The sequence below is a fragment of the Actinacidiphila oryziradicis genome (assembly GCF_005047355.1).
GTDB classification, from domain to species: domain Bacteria; phylum Actinomycetota; class Actinomycetes; order Streptomycetales; family Streptomycetaceae; genus Actinacidiphila; species Actinacidiphila oryziradicis.
The window spans coordinates 1-16,389 of record NZ_SUMC01000092.1 but is presented as its reverse complement, the minus strand read 5'-3'; the positions used below and the strand labels follow the sequence as shown (position 1 = coordinate 16,389).

The window sequence follows — 16,389 nt, the reverse complement described above, 5'->3', positions numbered from 1 at the left end:
GTATGACTCCCGTTCGCTCGACCTGTGCCCCGGGCGGTGCCGGCGGCAGGAGCCCGGGCGAGCGGCTGCCCGGCCGGCCGCAGGCCGAGGTGGACGGCCAGTATCGGGCACCCGCCATTCGCCACCTCATCACCCAGACCGACCCCGCCCGTTGCGCTAGGCACGATGCCCACCCTCGAACCCTGGACACCCAGCAAGTCACCGTCCTCGGCAACGCCATCCACAGGAGGTGCCCTATGGCCGGCATCGGCGCCCGGGTCCTGCAGCACCGGACGCGGCATGTGCTTGTGCCCTGTCTCTAGCCGTGCCGACCCGATTCGCCTCCACACCGGCAAAAAACGGCGCCGTCATGGGCGGCGCCTGGACCACCGCTGGTCTCGCCGCAGCAGCCGGTGGACAGGGGTCCGGGTGCCCGAAGACTCTCGGGCACCCGGATCAAGCAGCGGGAAAATGCTGCGTGCTGACGGTGGGCTGCACTGTGCCCGGCCTACCAGCGGCCGCCGTGACCCCAGCCGCCGTGACCCCAGCCGCCGTGACCCCAGCCACCGCCCCAGCCGTGGCCCCAGCCGCCGTAGCCCCAGCCGTCGCCGTAGCCCCAGCCGTAGCCGTCGCCCCAGCCGCCGCCCCAGTTGGGACTGTGGGCCGCAGCTACCACCGCGGTGGTAGGCGCGTGGGTAGTGGCCTGGTTGGTGGCCGCGCTAGCGCCGGCCGAAGCTCCGAGAGCGATGATAGGCGCCGCGCATACCGCAGCAACCACTCGCCTGATCTTGGACGCGCGCATGATGTCCCCTTCTTCCCAGGGGTTGAGTATCGGTTCCTCGCGCCGGAGTGACCGGCGCTCCTGCGCATCAGATCCCGCGCGCGGATCCGGTGCACCATGGTCCACCCGCCGAACCGGACCACTCGCACGAGCCGTAGCGGTCCTGCCCTCCGGCAGACCCGGCCATTTAGGATTAAATGGCGAAACTATGGAGTTACAGCTCCAGGGAGCGAAACGCTCCGTATCGCCAAAGTAAGTCTCATATCAGGCTGAAGTCAATCAAAACCACAATGATCTATAAAAGGGGCATAAGGTGATCACTCCTGGACGGCCGTGCGCCCACCAGGACCCTTGCCTGCCCGACCGGAACGGCGACCCCAATCTTGCCTCGGCACCCTCCAGGCGGCGCAGCCAGCAGTCCCACCAAGCCGTCCTCCAAGCCACCGTGGCCCTGCTGAACGAGCTCGGCTACCGGCGCCTGTCCTTCGAAGGCGTGGCCCGCCGCGCCGGGGTCGGCAAGGCCACCATCTACCGCTGGTGGCCGAACAAGGCCGCACTGGTGATAGAAGCCCTCAACGGAGAAGTCCCGCTTCGCCCCCTCCCCGACACCGGCGACCTGGAAGCCGACCTGCGCACCGCCATCCGGCTCACCGTCGAGATCACCTCGGCCATGCCCACCTGCCTGATCCTTCCGGCCCTGACCGCCGACATGATCGAGGACCCCTCCGGCACCGGACCCTTTGCCGAACTGATCTCCCCACACCGCGCATCCGTCGTGAAACTACTGGACAAGGCCCGCACCCAGGGCCGACTCCCACCGGAAACCGACACCGCCCTGATGGTCGACCTCTATGCAGGAACCGTCGTCTACCGCGCCACGGTGAGCCGAGAACCACTGGACGACGTGGCGATCGACCAGATCGTCAACCTCCTCCTGCACGGATGCATCCCGACCCGGCCGCCATCCCCCAAGCGCTCGGCCTGTCCAGGGCGAACAGGGTGAGCTGTTCCCGGTCTGGCGCCACCACCCGTTCATCACCGACAGCCCGTTCGCCAGCAGTCAGCGCTCGGTGGCTGTTTCCCCGACACGAGCGTGTGGCTGCTGCTGCTCGCCGCGCTACTGCCCGCTGTCCTCGGGATCATTCCCGTCGCGGTATTGGACGGCGTCCTGGTCCACGCGGGCTCTGCTGCCGGTCAAGCAGTTGGTCCCGCTGTGGCGCACCCACCGCGGGGAGGCCGTGATCCTGGCGGTTGACCGCGGTGGCCATCGTGGCGGTGAACATGTTCTCGGGCTGGCCCGTCGGTCGCCAAGGCCGCGTGGGAGATCTCCGACGTACATTCGCCGTCGCCGACTGCGGCGACGGGGCGATCACCGTACGGCTCACCGGAAACGTGACGTTCCTGCGGCTACCGAAGATGCTCGACACCCTGGAGGCACTGCCCGCCGACCGGCCCATCGAGCTGGACCTGACCGGTCTGTGCTATCAGGAACACGCTAGCCGGGTACTCCGCGCATGGGGGAATCGCTTCGCGAGGCTTGTGTCAAGCGATGTTGAACCGGTCGGTTCCAGTCAGCATCGGGGACGCCTTGCCCATCGACCGAACCCCGAAGTGGTGTCGGATCAGCCGCGATTCGATCCGCGATCACGGCTGATGTAACCCACACGAGCTACATACGGAGGACGGGGCTAGCGGCTGGCCCTGCTAGGTCGGGCCGAGCGGCACAACGCCCACGGCGCCACGCCCGTACGGCTCACGCCCACCGCTTGAGCCCCCGCAGTGCGCTGGCCGGTTGCCTCAGGCGGAAGGGCTCTTGAACCACAGCACGGCGCCTACGAGCGCGAGCATGGCGCAGATGAGGACGGCCACGATCGTGGTGCCGTTGTTGCTGTCGGAAGCGTCGGTCTCCTGCGCCACGGGGCTTTCCTTCCCGATCTCCGACGCGGCGGCCAACGCCCCGCTGGAGTTGGGGCTGCTGCCCGCGCCGGTACTGGGGCTGGGGTTGATCGGGGCGGCGGCCTTCAACTTGAGTACCGGAGCGGGCTTTTCGGGTTCGGCACCGCCGGTGGGCAGTTCGATCCACCGCGACACCTTGCCGTCGCTGTAGGTGTCGAGGGTCTTGAAGGCCAGCGACTTCGCGTCCGGCAGCTGCCGCACGACGATGCTGTGCTCGGCGTCCTTCCCCGGTGCGAGCGCGGGACCGCCGACGGTGTACCCATCAGCGGTGGGCCGCAGCTTCCAGCCCTTGGGGGCGTCCTTGACCGTGACCGCGTCCGGGGTGATACCCGCAGGCAACACGATGCGGATCTTGCTGAAGCCGGACGAGTCGGATTCCGCCTCGTTGGTGAAGGTCAGGGTGACGTTCTCGGCCAGGGCCTGGGCCTTGGAAGCGGTCACTTCAGTATGCGCGGCGGCGGGACCGGCAGCGGCGAAGACGGCAGCCAGCGCCGCGGCTGCGATCACACAGAGGCGTCGCACGCGGGTGGAGGGGTGTGCGGTAAGCACGATGGATTCTCTCCTCGTTCGGGCGGTCCGCGCGGGCAGGCGCGGTCCGTGAAGATCGGCAGGTTCAGATCGGTCCTTGCCAAACGGGAGGTCCCCTGCGTACGAGGGAATGGGCAAGCAGCGCCGTGCCGAGGCCGGCAACAGGTGTGGTTTGCGGAGCTCGTGGGCCACAGGGTCCGGCGCCGTGAGCCGGACGGAACAGACACCAGGTCAGCAGCCGGGCCAGGACGGCAGCGAGGGAGCGTACGAGAACCGACGGCAGCGCGGACAGCCGGCGGTCGGCGCCGTGCAGCAGCAGCGCCACCGCCACAGCCGCCAGGGCATGGGCAGCGAGCATCAGCAGGGTGCCGTGAGCGTCACGGTGTCCCGGCATGCCCAGCATCGCACCATCGTGGTGGCCGTAGACGGCCTGCACGCGGTGGAGCAGGACCTGGCCGGTCAAGGTCCCGCCGACGGCACCGGGCAGGCGGCGGATCCGCCCGACCCAAGGCAGGACGGCAAGGAAGAGGGCGGCCGTGGCGAACGACAGCGGCCCATACGGCACCGGCGCCTCGGCGGCCAGATGGTGCCCCACCGCAGCCAGGACGGCGCTCACCACCGCGAAAACGCCCGCGTGCCAACACCTCGTCGCCACCCGAACCTGCAGGGGCGACCCGGCGCCGGTTACGCGACTGCCTCTGGCTGCCATGCCCGCCCATCATCCACGTCTTCGGGCCGCCTGACGCCCGACAAGGCCGCTATACCGCCGATGGGGTGAAAGCCGGACTCACGACCGCGCATCGACGTCCTGGTCGCCAGCGTCGGCACCGGCGGCCACTCGGCCACGGCTTGGTGTGCGCGGGAATGGTCAGAAGAAGGACCTCCAGGACCCGGCCGCGGTGGCGACCGGGTCCGGCGATGCTGGCCGGTCGCTGTGCGAGCAGCTTGCTGAGGCGATCGCTTCCATCCGCTCGCAGGGGGCCACGCCCTTGGGGATGGAGCCCATCCGTGCTGGTGAGGACGGGGCTACTGGGTCAGGCGACACGTCATCACAGTGATCGCATCCCCGGAGCCAGACGAGTGAATTGGCCTGTGACCAGCATGTTCGTGTTGCTCAGGCGGCTTCCGTGAGCCTGGGCGGGGCGGGACCTGACACCTTCAGGATGAAGGTCCCCCAGCTGACGGTGGCCCTGTCCGGCAGCCGGTTCGGCGTCAACTTCAACCCGGTGGCCAACCGTCTGCGGGTGGTCAGCGACACCGGCCAGAACGTGCCTCACACCATCGACGACAAGGCCGCCCCGCTCGGCACCACGGTCGACGGCATGCTGACCAACCCGACCATGCCGCCGTCCACGGCCATGGGCGTCACCGGCGCCGCGTACACCAACAACGACCTGAACGCCGCGCCGCGACCACCCTGTTCGACATCGACACCATGGCCGACCGCGTCGCCCTCCAGCCACCCGCCAACGCCGGCACCCTCGCCCCGGCCGGAAACCTCACTGTGAACCCGGCCCGGACGCCGGATTCGACATCTACTTCTCACCCAAGCACGGCACCAACCAGGGCTTCGCCGCCCTCAGAGGACACCGCCGGCAGCTCCCGCCCCTACGAGATCAACGTCCTCACCGGGCCCCGCCCACGACCTGGGCGCCTTCCCCCAGAACCGTCAGATCACCGACCTCGCCCTGCCCCTGAACCAGCACTGGCACCCCCTGCGCGACGCGTGCGCCGGTGCGGGCGGCCGGGGCCGCCTGTCACTCGTGTGGACCGTGCCGAGGGGCGGCGGGTGACACGTGGTCATAGCGTCGGCCTGGTCCGATTCGGCTTTCTTGGGAAGGATTTGTCCATGAAGCGCATTGCCCGTGGCCTCTTGCTGGCCTGCATGACCGCTGCCGTCCTGGTTCCGACGATGGGTACGGCCTCGGCTGCTCCGGCCGTCGCGCAGGCCTCGGCGTTCGGCCACGACCGTTTCGACCGCGGGGACTGCGACCGCGGCTGTTTCGACCGCCGGGACTTCGACCGCGACCGTTTCGACCGCAGGGACTGCGACCGCGACCGTTTCGACCGCCGGGACTTCGACGACATCCGCATTCACAACGTGTGGATTCTCTGACGCAGCGGTCACGCGGCTGCGGGCATCACCCGGCGAGGGTGGTGCCCGCAGCTTTCGTGTTCCATGCCGTAGGGACCCCCCGGGCCGTCTCCGATGATAACCCGGCCCCTACGGCCGTTCTCGCTGTTTCCGGGGGCCGGTGCTACTTCGGCATCAGGACGGTGTCGACGATGCAGACGGTCGCGTTGGACGTCTGGACGTTGCCGCAGGCCACGTTGGAGGAGTCGTTGACCTTGTGGGACTCGCCCGAGCCGGTGGTGGTGAGCTTGCCCTTCTGCAGGGTGTAGAAGGAGCCGCTCTCCAGTTGCTTCGGCGTCACCTTCTCAGCCACCACGTGGTAGATGTGAGGATCTTGGTCAGGGTGGCTGTCGGGATCTTCGCGTAGGCGTCGTTGGTCGGGGCGAACACGGTGATGTTCTTGGCGTTGTGGAGGGTGTTGACCAGGCCGGCCTGCTTGACGGCGGCGACCAGGGTCGACCGATGAGGCGCCCGCAGCCGGCGTACGCCGCGGTGCTGGCGTCCGGCGTCGAGCTGGCCGCCGTCGACGGCGGCCCGGTGCCGGCCGGGAATGTCCGCACGCCGGACGGGTACCTCGTTGATGAGGGGACCGCGCGCAAGGTGGCGGAGGCGGTGCCGGCCGGCACCCGGGCCGGCCGCGAGTCCCGGGCCGGGCTGTTCGTGCGCTGGTGCAACTCCCGGGGCCGGATCCGCTCCGACCCGGGCACGGTCGCCGACTACGCCAACTGGCTTGCCGACTGCGGGCATCCGGCCGAGACGATCACCGCCTACACCACGACGCTCGCCAGCCTGCGGGCCACCGCCGGCCGCCCGCTGCTGGACTCCGAGCGGCACCTGATCCAGGGCGTCATCAACCGCCGCGCGCAACTCAACGCCGCCGGCCCGGACGGCCAGGGCGACGCGCTGCAGGCTAGGCGAGTGCACTCGGGCCGACCTGATCGCGATGCTCGCCACCCTCGACCGCCGAACCGTGCGCGGCCGCCGCGACGCTTTCGCGCTGTCGCTGCACTGGACATCGCCGGCCGGGCCAGCGAGCCGGCCGCGCTGAACCTGCGCGACCTGGAGACCCGGATCTGCGACGACGTGCTGCACGGCCTCCGGCTTGTAGACGACGTCCTCGAGCAGGACGGGCGATCCCGGGTAGGCGAGCCATCGGCACATAACGCACAGCTGCTCCCCTCGGACGAGAGCCCTGTCCCCCTCAGTATCGCCGCAAACCGGACCGTCTTCCTCCCGACTGTGCCCAGTGTCTTATGAGGCTGGAGCGGCGCTCCAGGCGGAGCGTTGGCTCCCCTCGATTGCAGAGCGTGCCGCTGCTTGTCCGCTGCTGTGCCTTCCTGCAGGAGCCGACGAGCGAGAGCAAGGACCCGGCCCGCGTCGCCCGACTCCTGCAGGCCGGGTTCGAGGTAGGCCATCAGCAGGCTGACGACGTCGCCAGCCTTGCGCGGCTGTGCGGTGAGTGGATCGACGAGCATATCGGCCGTGCCGTGTCGGGCGGCGTACCAATTGGCCGCGGCCAGGAACCCGGGTGACGGGGTGGGGAACGGCAGACCCATCCGCGCCTCGCGAATGACCGTGGCGACCAGTGCGCGGGCTATGCCGGCCAGCATGACGGCGTCGTCAGCCCGCAGCTGCACGTCCATGGCGCGCACCTCAACGGTGGGGTAGTGCTCGCACACGCGCGCCTGCCAGTACAGCTGGCCGCGGTCGCGGATGACGCCGCTCGTCAACAATGCCTGGACCCGGTGCTCGTAGTCGGCCGCGTCACGGAACAACGGCGGAGGCCCGCTGACCGGCCACCTGTCGAAGACCACGGTGCGCCAGCTGGCGAAGCCGGTGTCCGACTCGTGCCACAGCGGTGAATTCGCCGACATGGCCACCAGGACAGGCAGCCACGGCTGACCGTCCAGGACGGGGCGACGGCCTCGGCTGTATGCCGGGTGGCCTTCGGTCTCGTCCCGTTCAGGCGTCTCTGCCTGCGGCAACCGCCTCCGCCGGCAGGCCGCGGGTGGTGACGAGTCGGGCGCTGCCGTCGGCCAGCCGGTAGGACAGGCCCACCACGGCCGTCCGGCCAGCGGCGACTTGGTCGGCAAGCACGCGGGAGCGGTCCAGCAGGAGGTCAACGGTGTGCCGTATGTGCTCGGCGATGATGTCGTCGTCCTGGGTGAGTCCGGCGGCGCGGGCGGCCAGGACGCTGGGGGTGACGCGCTCGATGAGGTCGCGCACGTACCCGGTGGAGCTGACGCCGTCGGCCAGGGCGGCACGGGTGGCCGCGATAGCACCGCACGAGTTGTGCCCCAGGATCACGACCAGCGGGCAGTCCAGCACGCTGACCCCGTACTCGATGCTGCCCAGCACCTCCGGCCCCGCCACGTGGCCTGCGGTGCGGACCACGAACAGGTCCCCCAGGCCCCGGTCGAAGATGATCTCGGCGGCCAGCCGTGAGTCGGAGCAACCGAAGAGCACGGCGAACGGGCGCTGGCCGGGGGCGGTCTCGGTACGACGTGCGGCGTCCTGGTTCGGGTGCTGCGGCGTGCCGGCGACGAAGCGCTGGTTGCCGGCCAGCAGCAGCTCGAAGGCTTCGGACGGGGCCAGGGGCGGGGCGGCGATCACGGCCGCAGGTTACTGCCAAGCCCAGCTCACTACTGCGCGGGGCCGCCAAAGGAGGCATGGGCGCGGCGAAGCGAGGCTGAGCGTCGTTGTGCCGCCGGGTATCCCCAGGCGCCGGGCGGCGGCGGCTTCCAGCCGAAGCCTGAGCGCGTGGCGGACCCGGTCACACCGGTAGGGCCGGTCGCCGCCGGGCACCTGCGCGGTGTCCGGCGGCTTACCGCGGACGCGTTGTTCACCGTGGACCGCCACACAGTGCACAACGACGCCATCGCGATCGCGGCGTCCGCCGGACGGGTGGCTCCACCAGGCAGGCCATGCCGCTGTGTCCCGCCGCTGGCGCGCCGGGTCACGGCTCCTGGAGGTCGGTTGCCACCTTGCGCAGGCGCTCGGCGCTGATCGCGCCCGCGCGTTTGAGGATGGGGACCGGGCCGGTGAGATCCACGATGGAGGAGGCGACGGCGGCCTCGGTGGGCCCGCCGTCCAGGTACACGGCGACCGAGTCGCCGAGCATGCCCTGAGCGGCATCGCAGTCCTGCGGCGACGGCTGTGCCACCGGGCTGCGCGAGGCCGCCGTGGCGGTGCGCCGGGGCGAGCCTGGGATGCTCCCCGCCACCATCGACAACAGACGAAGGGTGATCCGCAAGCGGCTCGGCGCGAAGTACGACGGGCCCGTGCCCGCGCGGTGGCCGGAGACGATCCGGGCCGGGGCGGAGGCGAAGAACAATCCGGCGGACCTGATCAACATCGCGCTGGAGAAGTTGGTGGAGGCAGGTCACGCCCTACCCCACCCAGATGCCACAAGCCGATACCACGCCCAACGACGTTGCGCCGAACGGGTGACGGCCTCCGCAGGCTCAATCAGCCTCTGCCCCCTCGATGTGGCTTTTGGCCTCTCCTTGGCTGAGCCCCCTCTTGACACGCGACAGAGCTCTACTATCTTTACAACTACTAACTTGTACAATAAATAACTTGTACATCCGAGAGGAGACTGGGATGACCAGCACCACCAGCACGCGGACCGAGGACTTCACTACGGTCCTGAACCTCCCCTCCAGCCCCGACACCGCGTCGGCGCTCTTCACCTCCGCCGCCGGCGTCAGCCGCTGGTGGGGCCCGACCGAGGGCGATGGAGCAGTCGGCGGCACGCTCGTCACCAGCTTCGGCGACCACGGCGTCAACGCGATGCGCGTCCTCGAAGCCGGACCCACCCGCGTGGTCTGGGAGTCCATCGCGCCCGACGGGACCACACCAACCGGACACACGCAGGAGTGGCTCGGCACGACGATGGAGTTCGACATCGTCCCCGCCGACAGCGGCACTGAGCTCCGCTTCCGGCACGCCGGCCTGACCTCGCAGCTCGAGTGCTGGGACTCCTGCGTCGCCGCCTGGACGTACTTCATGGCGAGCATCGAGACCTTCGCCAAGACCGGCACCGGCACCCCGTTCGGGGTTTGAGACCCTAGTCCGATGGCCGAGTGGAAGCAGTCGACGCCCGCGGCACCCGATGCGGTGCTGCGGGCGCTCGCCGACCCGCACCGCCGACAGATCCTGCGCCTCGTCCAGCACTCCGAGCTGCCTGCGGGCCAGATCGCGGCGAGCTTCACCCTCACCCAGCAGGCGGTCAGCCAGCACATCGGCGTGCTCAAGCAGGCCGGCCTCCTCACCGAGCGCCGCGAGGGAACCCGCCGCCTCTACGCGCTGCGCCACGAGTCGCTCGAGCCGGTGCGCGAGCTGCTCTCCGAGTTCTGGCCCGACGCCCTCAGCCGCCTGAAGAAGGCCGTCGAGACGGCCCATCCCCGACCACCGAAGAGGTAGCCGTGACCGCTCAGATCCGCAATGACGTCATCGTCGCGACCGAGCACATCAAGGCACCGCCCGAGGTGGTCTTCCCCTACTTCACCGACCCCGCGCTCCTCGTCAAGTGGATCGGCGACCGGGCCGAGCTCGACCCGCAGCCCGGCGGCGTGTTCTCACTCGACATGGGCGAGGTCGTCGCCCACGGTGCCTACATCACCGTCGAGCCGCCGTACCGCGTGGTGTTCAGCTGGGGCATCCCCGGCAGCGACGCGCTGCCGCCCGGCGGATCGACCGTCGAGGTCGTGCTGACCCCTGACGGCGACGACACGATGGTCGTACTCACGCACCGCGGCCTGCCGTCCACCCACATCGGCAACCACCGCGCCGGCTGGGAGCACCAGCTCGGGCGGCTGCGCGTTGCGGTCGGCTGACCCAGCTGCATGGTGGTGGACGCGAGCGCCCGGACTCGTTGCCGTCGGGCTGTCGTATCGGTGCGTGGTGGGGGCTGGGAGCATCCATCCATGCCGAGGTGGAGACCAGCGGTGGATACGGGGCTTGGGTGTTGAGCGCGCCGTAGTCGGGGATCGGCAGTTGGTTCTCCGCGATCACAGCGCCCTTCGGCGGGCCCTGTTGTGCGCGCCGGGCACGCGGTCGGCCGTGCCCTGGGCCGCGTCCCGAGCCTTCTGCTCCCAGCGTTCGGCCGTCTCCCGCACACGGCCCGCCCCGGTGCGGACCACCTGGGCAGCGTCGGTGAGGCCCGCCGGCTCCCAGTCGCCGTCGGTGGTGGTGGCGGCCACTACCGCCTCGGCGCGCTGTTCGAGGGTGAGGCCGAGGTGTTCGAGGAGGTCCTCGTCGTCGCGGCGGATGGAGTCGAGCAGGTCCAAGCTGTCGGTGTCGCCGATTTCCTGGGCGATGTGTTCGCCGGCCCGGCAGGTCGCCACGGCGAAGGCGGTGATCCCGTATTCCCGCTCGGTGTTCTTCAGCAGTTGCCGCTGCGTGGCCTTTCCCCGCAGCAGGGCGGCCGGTATGCCCATCGCCACCTCGAAGGGCAGCCGGACGGCCATCCCGGTCAGGTGCACGGCACCGCCGAAGACGGTCTGCACCAGCCCCCGGGGTTGCAACGTCTTCAGGCGATCGTCGATACGGCGCACGTGGCCCCGGGCGCCGGCGATGCGGCACCCCAAGGTCTGGCCGTACTCCTCGGCGGGCGTGACCGTGGCGTGCGCCCTGAGCCGGTCGGCGACCGCGGCTTCGGCCTCGCGGACCTCGCGCAGTGCCGGGACGAGCACGTCTATGGCTGCTGTCATCATCTTTCCCTCGGCTGGTCCCACGCGGACACCCCGAAACCGCGTGACCGGACGATAACCGGCTCTCGCCCCACTCCTCCCACCGTGCCCGCAATGGGCCCCTCCCGCATCTTCCCGCTGCGCATGCCCGCAGGACGTGGGTGGCCGACTGCCCCCCCGGGGCATCGACGATGACGTGCACCCGCGCGCGGGCCTCCCCGGCAGCGCCCAGCGGCTGTGCCAGGCCGCGATCCGGGTACAGCCCTTTCGCGGCCGCGCCGGGGGGCGGCCGCTTCCGCAGGCGGCCATCGGGGTCATTCCGACAGCGCCTGCGGCGGTGCGGCCGGGACAGGCGCGCCGGCCGGGCAGGATGGCCCGGTGGCCATGACGGGCCATCAGGATACGGCTGGGGCGCATGTGGCGTTTCTGCGGATGGAGGCACGTCCATGACAGTGCAGTGCGGGCAGGCCGAAGGTCTCCGCCTGACCGGCGGGGTCTATGCGGCCGTCGAGGCACGCGACCCCGGGCAGCCCGAGTTCCACCAAGCCGTGCGGGAGGTGCTGGAGTCGTTGGAGCCGGTCCTTGCCCGCAATCCGGAGTACTTGCATTCCCGGGTGCTGGAGCGGCTGTGCGAACCGGAACGGCAGCTCGTCTTCCGTGTCCCGTGGGTCGACGATACCGGGCAGGTACAGGTCAACCGCGGGTTCCGGGTGGAGTTCAACTCCGCGCTCGGACCGTACAAGGGCGGCCTGCGCTTCCATCCCTCGGTCAGCCTCGGCATCGTGAAGTTCCTCGGCTTCGAGCAGATCTTCAAGAACGCGCTGACCGGGCTGCCGATCGGCGGCGCCAAGGGCGGCTCGGACTTCGACCCCAAGGGGCGCTCCGACGGGGAGGTGATGCGGTTCTGCCAGTCGTTCATGACCGAGCTGTACCGGCACCTCGGCGAGCATACCGACGTGCCTGCCGGCGACATCGGCGTCGGCGGCCGCGAGATCGGATACCTCTTCGGCCAGTACAAGCGGATCACCAACCGGTACGAGTCCGGAGTCCTCACTGGCAAGGGCCTGAACTGGGGCGGCTCCCACGTCCGCACCGAGGCCACCGGCTATGGCACCGTCTACTTCCTCTCCCAGATGCTGGCGCAGCGCGGCCAAGGCCTCGACGGCCTGTGGGCCGTGGTCTCCGGCTCCGGCAACGTCGCGATCCACGCCGCGCAGAAGGTGCACGAGCTAGGCGGGAGGGTCATCGCGATGTCGGACTCCGACGGTTACGTGGTCGACGAGGCCGGCATCGACGTCGAACTGGTCAAGGACGTCAAGCTGCGGCGCCGCGACCGGATCAAGGAGTACGCGAACACCCTGAGCAGGGCCCGCTACATCCAGGGTGGGTCGATCTGGGACGTGCCGTGCGCGGTCGCACTGCCCTGCGCCACCCACAACGAGCTGGACGAGGACGCGGCACACACGCTGCTGGCAGGCGGCGTGGTGGCGGTCGCGGAGGGCGCCAACATGCCGACCACGCCGCAGGCGGTGCGGTTGTTCCAGCAGTCCGGCGTCGCGTTCGCCCCCGGGAAGGCCGCCAACGCCGGCGGCGTGGCCACCTCGGCGTTGGAGATGCAGCAGAACGCCTCCCGCGACTCCTGGCATTTCGACTACACCGACCAGCGGCTGGCCGCCATCATGACCGACATCCACACCATCTGCCGCTCTACGGCGGAGGACTACGCAGCTCCCGGCAACTACGTGCTCGGGGCGAACATCGCCGGCTTCCTCAAGGTGGCCGACACCATGCTCGACCTCGGCGTGGTGTAGTCCCAACGCCGCGCAGCATGCCCGGCCCCGCGGGACAGGGTCGACGGCAGGCCCACACCCCAAACGACGTGGCCGAACGAAAACCGGCTCTCGCCCCTCTCCCACCACGCCCGCAATGGCGGCGGCGAACGACGATGGGGATGGCCGCGTCCTGCTGTGACCGGGGGCCTCGCACGCAGGATCGGCAGCATGGCGGCGACGTTCCCGGCCTCGAATGCGGCCACCGCGCCCAGCAGCCGCCCCAAGGCCCCGCTCAGCACACCCAGGTGGTGGACAGGGCGTCTGGTCAGGCGTTTCCTGGATACGCGACCCATCCATCCGTGCCCGCCATCGCATCGGGGGCGCCGGTGTCCGAAACGATCCATGTCACGGTCCATGCCACCGGACCCGACAGCTGTCGGGTGACCGTGGCCGGGGAACTCGACGTCGCCACCGCTGCCGACGTCCGGAACGCCCTGCTCGCCGCCGTCACCACGCACCAGCACGTCGCCGTCGACTTCTCCGGCCTGACCTTCTGCGACTGCGCCGGGCTGGGCGCGCTGCTGAGCGCCGCCCGCGCCGCGAGAGCCAGCGGAGCCGACCTGCACCTGCGGGCAGTGCCGCGCGCTCTGGCCCGGCTTCTTCGCCTGTCGCACACCGGCGGTGCGTTCACGATCGAGTAACGACGATGTTCGCAGGGCCTGTGATGTGAAGAGGGCTGTTCTGCCGCTCAGACGCCACCACGGCAAGCGGGAGCACCTGGCCGAGCACAGACGCCGTCGCGTCCCTGGCCCCGACCGCGCTGCCATGCGGTGATCACCCACCAGCCGGGCCGCCAGGCCAGCCCGTCCCAACCTCAGCCGCGAACGTCGTCGTGAGCGGACGTGCGGTCAGGACATCGCCGGTCAGATGCCCGGACGCGTGGCATCGGCGATTCGAGGCGGCGGATGGTGGATCTTGGGCCCGCAGCGGCGAGTGCTCTGGCGTCCGGGTGCCGGCAGGGGCAGGCTCGGGGGGAGACAGCCCAAGGGAGGCGCGAGCGTGGCGATCACCACCGTCGGAGCGGCGGCACAGTTGTCCGCGCGGGCGTACGGGGCCGGCGACCAGGAGGCGGTGCTCGCGCTGGTGGAGGCCGACCGGCTGCCGGGGCAGCCGGAGGCAACGCCCGCGACGCTCGCCGAGGCCCTGGCCGGGCGCTCGCCGGTGGACGGCGGCTGGTGGGCGGAGTTGGACAACGTCCGCACGGATGTCGTGCACGACCCGTCCGGGCGGGTGCGGGGGGTCGTCTCCTACGCGAAGCGCCCGGGGGACGGGGCCGGACTGATCCTGTGGCTGCACAGCGAGGAGGAAGACCAAGCAGTCGCCGAGGCCCTCGTCGGCCACGCGCTCGGCCAGCTCGGGCCGCGCACGGTGCACGCGTTCGAGTTCGCCTGCGCGCTCAGCCTCGGGCTGGAGGGTCTGCCGGTGCGCAACCGCCCGGCGACCCGCCGCGCCCTGGAGGCAGCCGGGTTCACCGGCCGTGGCCCCTGGCGCTACATCCACCGCCCGTTGGACGGCCCGCTGCCGACCGACGCCTACCCCGTCGCGAGAGTCCGCGAGTCCTACGATCCGCCCGGCTGGCAACTCCACCTGCGTAAGAGCGACGGCACCCTGGTCGGCGAGGCCACCATCGGCCGCCCCGTCGACGGGACCGGCGTGCTGTGGTGGATCAGCACCAACCCCGCGCACCGCGGCCGCGGACTCGGCCGCCGACTGCTCCGGCAGGGCCTCACGCACCTGGCCGCCGAGGGCGCCCGCGAGGTGATCGCCTACGTCGACGACGACGCCCCGCCCGGCGCCCCCGAGCACGACCGCACCGCCGCCAACCGGCTCTACGAATCCATGGGCTTCACCGAGCTGGACCGGCTCTGGTCCTTCACCCGCCGTCCCTGAGCGTCGGCGCACCGCCGACGATGCGGCCGCGAGCGCGGACGAGGGCGTCCACCATCACCGGGACGACCCACTGCCAGTCCTTCATCACGAGCGACAACACGGCCTATGCCAGAAACCGACTCGAAAAGCTAAGGACCATGGCCGGTCACCGGCGAGCCGAAACGGTCAGGCATCGTCTCGATCCGTCCAAGCGGCTAGCCCAGGCCACAGGCCGGTGCGCAGAGCTACTTCGAGGCGGGCAACAGTCCCGATATCGGGCAGCACCATCCCTCGCAGCAACCTGCTGATGGTGGCGTGCGATACCCCTGCCTTGTCTCCCAGGGTCCTCAGTCCGATCTCGGAGGTTGCCATGGCCTCTGCGAGTTTCCGCGCGAACGCCTGACCGTAGTAGGCGCTGACCGGAGCATCCTCGACGAGCCGGGCATACGGCCAGTTACCGGATGCGACGTAGGTCGCCGGCAGCTGATCGTTGTTGCTCCGGGGCATGCCGAGATCATCCCACGTCCCCATGGGTCCCGTCCCTTCGTGCTGGGGAGGCCGGCACGCACTCCATGCTGGTACAAGTACACACCACTTTAAGGCATCGTCGCCACCTCATGGAACGTCATGAGCCTTCTGGTGTAATGCTTTTCTGCCGCAAAGCGTCCCTTGCACCGGGTGGCTGGGCGGCGTGCGGCACGATACTCTGCGGGTCCGGCTCGACGTGAGTCCGGTCACTCCGAGGGCGCCGGTCCTCCATCTTCTTCTGCGCCTGTGTGAAGATCGGCGAGGATCCGCTTGATGTCTGCGGCCAGCACAGTGGCCGCGGACCCGCGCTTGGCGTGGACGACCAGGGCTCCTGTCATCCCGACCCGCTCGGCCTCAACCACGTATCCGGCTTCCGTCAGAATCGCGGACAGCGCCGCATGCAAGTGGCGACGAGCTGACTCGTGCGCCCGGTCGGCCGCCGCCATCGGCAGCCCGCGCATCTGCTCGTCAGCCGCGGCGCGGCGCAGACTGCGCGAGACGAACCACTCCACCCAGGCGGAGTCGCCGTCGTCGGTCACCACGACACCGCAAGCGCGATAGCGGTCGTCACGGCCAGCGGAGGGCAGCCCGGCGGCCGCCAGAATGGTCCGAAGTTCTTTGTGCAGCGGACCGCGATGAGGCCCCCGACGTCGATGCTGAGGATTACTCACTGCCGACACTCCTGCCCCGGTGCGAGATGTACCCGCAGGCCATTTCGTCCGTCCTGCAATACGGTTGGTGGTTGACTGATGCGGACACCACTATCAGGCCCTACTGTCGCGAACGTCCGTGAAACGGGGCGGGGAATGTTCGGCCTATTGGTAGAGCCGGGATCGCAAACGCCCGTGATTCCTCCTGGCATGGCTTCTCGGTCGAGTCCGCCCAAAGTGATGACCCGAGGAAATCTGCCGTTGCGTGCTCTCACCCTACGAGAGTGATGTAGCCATCCGGGATCCAGCCTTCTAGTGTCTCGTGATCCTGTTTGTGTCACTTCGCGTTGTTGTCGACGAGTTTCTTGATGTTGGTCTGGACGAGTCGGACCTTGGCGAGGATCTCGTCGGCGGTCGCGGTCCAGGTGAAGGGTTTGGC

At 69.8% G+C, this 16,389-nt stretch carries 19 protein-coding genes and 3 pseudogenes; 12 read left to right on the top strand and 10 right to left on the bottom strand.

The features are described from left to right. Nucleotides 1–487: 487 nt before the first annotated feature. A complete protein-coding gene (locus FCI23_RS43870) occupies nucleotides 488–781 on the bottom strand; it encodes a hypothetical protein (protein WP_136729642.1) in 294 nt (97 codons plus the stop codon). 292 nt (nucleotides 782–1,073) lie between these two features. Between FCI23_RS43870 and FCI23_RS43865 the strand changes: the two genes are divergently transcribed. After that, on the top strand, nucleotides 1,074–1,763 hold the full coding sequence (locus FCI23_RS43865) for a TetR/AcrR family transcriptional regulator (protein WP_136729641.1): 690 nt from the start codon (nucleotides 1,074–1,076) through the stop codon (nucleotides 1,761–1,763). Between the two features lie 248 nt (nucleotides 1,764–2,011). Continuing rightward, nucleotides 2,012–2,419: a hypothetical protein gene (locus FCI23_RS43860; protein WP_136729640.1), complete on the top strand. Its 408-nt coding sequence runs from the start codon at nucleotides 2,012–2,014 to the stop codon at nucleotides 2,417–2,419. Between the two features lie 138 nt (nucleotides 2,420–2,557). Here the strand turns inward: FCI23_RS43860 and FCI23_RS43855 are convergent, their stop codons facing one another. Both FCI23_RS43855 and FCI23_RS43850 read right to left on the bottom strand, forming a co-directional pair. Further along, a complete protein-coding gene (locus FCI23_RS43855) occupies nucleotides 2,558–3,265 on the bottom strand; it encodes a DUF1775 domain-containing protein (protein WP_136729639.1) in 708 nt (235 codons plus the stop codon). A gap of 64 nt (nucleotides 3,266–3,329) precedes the next feature. Then, complete coding sequence (locus FCI23_RS43850) at nucleotides 3,330–3,860, bottom strand: hypothetical protein (RefSeq protein WP_136729638.1); 531 nt, start codon at nucleotides 3,858–3,860, stop codon at nucleotides 3,330–3,332. 547 nt (nucleotides 3,861–4,407) lie between these two features. Here FCI23_RS43850 and FCI23_RS64215 point away from each other — a divergent pair. The 3 genes and pseudogenes from FCI23_RS64215 to FCI23_RS43840 all read left to right on the top strand — a co-directional run bounded on the left by FCI23_RS64215 (nucleotide 4,408) and on the right by FCI23_RS43840 (nucleotide 5,360). After that, nucleotides 4,408–4,752, top strand: a complete 345-nt coding sequence (locus FCI23_RS64215) for a DUF4394 domain-containing protein (protein WP_407646117.1) — start codon at nucleotides 4,408–4,410, stop codon at nucleotides 4,750–4,752. After that, a pseudogene (locus FCI23_RS64210) lies at nucleotides 4,680–4,838 on the top strand (hypothetical protein); the annotation flags it as partial. The gene FCI23_RS64215 and the pseudogene FCI23_RS64210, both read left to right, overlap by 73 nt. Nucleotides 4,839–5,093: 255 nt before the next feature. After that, on the top strand, nucleotides 5,094–5,360 hold the full coding sequence (locus FCI23_RS43840; protein ID WP_136729637.1) for a hypothetical protein: 267 nt from the start codon (nucleotides 5,094–5,096) through the stop codon (nucleotides 5,358–5,360). Nucleotides 5,361–5,502: 142 nt separating this feature from the next. Here FCI23_RS43840 and FCI23_RS64205 read toward each other — a convergent pair. Next, nucleotides 5,503–6,125 (bottom strand): annotated as a pseudogene (locus tag FCI23_RS64205) (fasciclin domain-containing protein). Nucleotides 6,126–6,685: 560 nt separating this feature from the next. On the opposite strand from FCI23_RS64205, the gene FCI23_RS61160 reads away from it, so the two are divergent. Continuing rightward, the gene (locus FCI23_RS61160; RefSeq protein ID WP_246144643.1) at nucleotides 6,686–6,910 is read left to right on the top strand and encodes a hypothetical protein; all 225 of its coding nucleotides are present in this window, start codon (nucleotides 6,686–6,688) and stop codon (nucleotides 6,908–6,910) included. Between the two features lie 12 nt (nucleotides 6,911–6,922). Here FCI23_RS61160 and FCI23_RS61155 read toward each other — a convergent pair. The 3 genes and pseudogenes from FCI23_RS61155 to FCI23_RS43820 all read right to left on the bottom strand — a co-directional run. Next, nucleotides 6,923–7,252: pseudogene (locus tag FCI23_RS61155) on the bottom strand (carboxylate-amine ligase); the annotation flags it as partial. Nucleotides 7,253–7,340: 88 nt separating this feature from the next. Then, nucleotides 7,341–7,991 carry a carbonic anhydrase gene (locus FCI23_RS43825; RefSeq protein ID WP_136729635.1) on the bottom strand — a complete coding sequence of 217 codons (651 nt, stop codon included), beginning with the start codon at nucleotides 7,989–7,991 and terminating at the stop codon, nucleotides 7,341–7,343. 343 nt (nucleotides 7,992–8,334) lie between these two features. Continuing rightward, nucleotides 8,335–8,604, bottom strand: a complete 270-nt coding sequence (locus FCI23_RS43820; protein ID WP_407646120.1) for an L-threonylcarbamoyladenylate synthase — start codon at nucleotides 8,602–8,604, stop codon at nucleotides 8,335–8,337. Nucleotides 8,605–8,981: 377 nt separating this feature from the next. Here FCI23_RS43820 and FCI23_RS43810 point away from each other — a divergent pair, with 377 nt between their 5' ends. The 3 genes from FCI23_RS43810 to FCI23_RS43800 are packed head-to-tail and all read left to right on the top strand — an operon-like array spanning nucleotide 8,982 to nucleotide 10,216. After that, nucleotides 8,982–9,443 (top strand): SRPBCC family protein, encoded by a 462-nt coding sequence (locus tag FCI23_RS43810; RefSeq protein ID WP_169317236.1) that lies wholly within the window; start codon nucleotides 8,982–8,984, stop codon nucleotides 9,441–9,443. Between the two features lie 12 nt (nucleotides 9,444–9,455). After that, nucleotides 9,456–9,803: an ArsR/SmtB family transcription factor gene (locus FCI23_RS43805; protein ID WP_136729631.1), complete on the top strand. Its 348-nt coding sequence runs from the start codon at nucleotides 9,456–9,458 to the stop codon at nucleotides 9,801–9,803. A gap of 2 nt (nucleotides 9,804–9,805) precedes the next feature. Further along, a complete protein-coding gene (locus FCI23_RS43800) occupies nucleotides 9,806–10,216 on the top strand; it encodes an SRPBCC family protein (protein ID WP_169317235.1) in 411 nt (136 codons plus the stop codon). Nucleotides 10,217–10,390: 174 nt separating this feature from the next. Here the strand turns inward: FCI23_RS43800 and FCI23_RS43795 are convergent, their stop codons facing one another. After that, nucleotides 10,391–11,116, bottom strand: a complete 726-nt coding sequence (locus FCI23_RS43795; protein ID WP_211265719.1) for a hypothetical protein — start codon at nucleotides 11,114–11,116, stop codon at nucleotides 10,391–10,393. Between the two features lie 401 nt (nucleotides 11,117–11,517). On the opposite strand from FCI23_RS43795, the gene gdhA reads away from it, so the two are divergent. The 3 genes from gdhA (at nucleotide 11,518) to FCI23_RS43775 (ending at nucleotide 14,793) form a co-directional block, all read left to right on the top strand. Further along, nucleotides 11,518–12,882, top strand: a complete 1,365-nt coding sequence (gene gdhA, locus FCI23_RS43790; RefSeq protein ID WP_136729629.1) for an NADP-specific glutamate dehydrogenase — start codon at nucleotides 11,518–11,520, stop codon at nucleotides 12,880–12,882. 347 nt (nucleotides 12,883–13,229) lie between these two features. Beyond that, on the top strand, nucleotides 13,230–13,544 hold the full coding sequence (locus tag FCI23_RS57350) for an STAS domain-containing protein (protein WP_169317234.1): 315 nt from the start codon (nucleotides 13,230–13,232) through the stop codon (nucleotides 13,542–13,544). A 358-nt stretch (nucleotides 13,545–13,902) separates the two neighbouring features. Continuing rightward, nucleotides 13,903–14,793 carry a GNAT family N-acetyltransferase gene (locus tag FCI23_RS43775; RefSeq protein ID WP_246144641.1) on the top strand — a complete coding sequence of 297 codons (891 nt, stop codon included), beginning with the start codon at nucleotides 13,903–13,905 and terminating at the stop codon, nucleotides 14,791–14,793. 165 nt (nucleotides 14,794–14,958) lie between these two features. Here the strand turns inward: FCI23_RS43775 and FCI23_RS43770 are convergent, their stop codons facing one another. Then, the gene (locus FCI23_RS43770; RefSeq protein ID WP_169317233.1) at nucleotides 14,959–15,279 is read right to left on the bottom strand and encodes a helix-turn-helix domain-containing protein; all 321 of its coding nucleotides are present in this window, start codon (nucleotides 15,277–15,279) and stop codon (nucleotides 14,959–14,961) included. A 227-nt stretch (nucleotides 15,280–15,506) separates the two neighbouring features. Continuing rightward, complete coding sequence (locus tag FCI23_RS43765) at nucleotides 15,507–15,839, bottom strand: hypothetical protein (RefSeq protein ID WP_136729624.1); 333 nt, start codon at nucleotides 15,837–15,839, stop codon at nucleotides 15,507–15,509. Nucleotides 15,840–16,389: the final 550 nt, after the last annotated feature.